This is a genomic window from Pantoea sp. Tr-811, from assembly GCF_011752535.1.
In the GTDB taxonomy this organism is placed as follows: domain Bacteria; phylum Pseudomonadota; class Gammaproteobacteria; order Pseudomonadales; family Pseudomonadaceae; genus Aquipseudomonas.
Map to the genome: position 1 here is coordinate 1 of NZ_VWXJ01000077.1, position 317 is coordinate 317.

At 53.0% G+C, this 317-nt stretch carries 1 rRNA gene; it reads left to right on the top strand.

Annotated elements, in window-relative coordinates:
* A 5S ribosomal RNA gene (gene rrf, locus F3J44_RS29495) occupies positions 1 to 102 on the top strand; the annotation flags it as partial.
* Between the last annotated feature and the right edge of the window lie 215 nt (positions 103 to 317).

Here is a 317-nt window from a genome sequence, read left to right on the forward strand (position 1 = left end):
AGCATTGGAACCACCTGATCCCATCCCGAACTCAGTAGTGAAACGATGCATCGCCGATGGTAGTGTGGGGTTTCCCCATGTGAGAGTAGGTCATCGTCAAGATTCATTTCGCAAAACCCCTATCTGCACGAGCAGGTAGGGGTTTTGTCTTTTCTGGCGTTTAATGTTTTGAGGTCTGCGGCGCTTGGCCGTATCCGTCCGGCCAACACATCTTCCTGACGCAACCGCCGAAGGCCATGGTGTCCACCTAATTTAAGTGGACACCATTTCTGGCCCATCAAGCGGATTTTCCATGCACCCTCAGCGCCGCACCTACA